A 1168-nucleotide genomic window follows, 5' to 3' on the forward strand; every position below is an offset into this window, starting at 1 on the left:
TTACGCCCTTCTCGCTAACGGGTAAATTGAGACCCACCTTCGGCGGCCACCGAAGGCCTTGTTTATCACAGTTCGCTGCCTGGCCGGTTCATTAAGACCGATAACAAGTATGAACGTGACAAACACTCACTAGGCATAACTCGAATAGTCATGTGGGCCTCGAGCCCGAATAGCAAGGCGGAGATAGCTTATCTTATGCAATATCAAGAGATCAATGTCGGTATCGATACCAGTAGCACTCAACTCGATATCTATGTGAGACCCACTGGCCAATTCTTTAGCGCCCAAAACAATAAAGAAGGTATCGAGCAAGCAGTAAGCGCGATACTGGCACTCAACCCTTCCAGGGTGTTGATCGAATCAACGGGGCGACTTGAAATGGATTTTGTGTGTGCTGCTGACAAGCGTGGGCTACCCATTGTTGTTTGCAACCCTTCACAGATCCGTAATTTTGCAAAATCATCAGGAAGAATCGCTAAAACCGACAAGCTAGATGCCATGGATATTGCCCACTTTGGCGAGGCCATGAAACCAGCACTAACTACGATAAAACCAGAAAAACTACGCGAAATCAGTGATTTACTTGCCGTCCGTAGTCAGTGCCTTGAGATGAGCACTATGCAGAAGAATCGGCTCAAGAGGATGCCAAAGTCAGTTCACGACCCCATTCGTCAAATCCTTACCGCAATCAAGAACGAATTACTTAAAATCGACAAGCAGCTCGACAAGCTAATCAGCAGTGTGACCGAGTGGAAAGAAAAACGAGATCTTCTTCTGAGTGCAAAAGGCGTCGGCAACGTCGTCGCTTATACACTCATGAGCGAGCTACCTGAACTCGGGAAACTTAATCGTAAGGAGATCGCTGCGCTTGTTGGTATCGCACCGATGAATCGCGATAGTGGACGCTACCAGGGTAAGCGATTCATTCGAGGCGGGCGCCACCGCGTGAGAACGGTTCTATTTGTCTCAATGATGTCTGCGATCCAATCTCACCCGAAACTGAAACCAATGTATGAGCGTATGGTAGCCGCTGGAAAACCTAAGAAAGTTGCCATCGTTGCCTGCATGCGAAAGCAACTCACGATCCTCAATACCATGGTTAAAAACAACACGTACTGGGATGAAAAAATGGCTTAATCGCTTGACGGGACACCATAGTCACTTGTTA

General features: G+C 47.6%; 1 protein-coding gene. It reads left to right on the top strand.

Features of this window, described 5'->3' with window-relative positions:
- The first annotated feature begins 195 nt into the window (after positions 1-195).
- On the top strand, positions 196-1137 hold the full coding sequence (locus LCM31_RS16225; RefSeq protein WP_224871801.1) for an IS110 family RNA-guided transposase: 942 nt from the start codon (positions 196-198) through the stop codon (positions 1135-1137).
- The last annotated feature ends 31 nt before the right edge of the window (positions 1138-1168 follow it).

The sequence above is a fragment of the Microbulbifer agarilyticus genome (genome assembly GCF_020171345.1).
Taxonomy (GTDB): domain Bacteria; phylum Pseudomonadota; class Gammaproteobacteria; order Pseudomonadales; family Cellvibrionaceae; genus Microbulbifer; species Microbulbifer agarilyticus_D.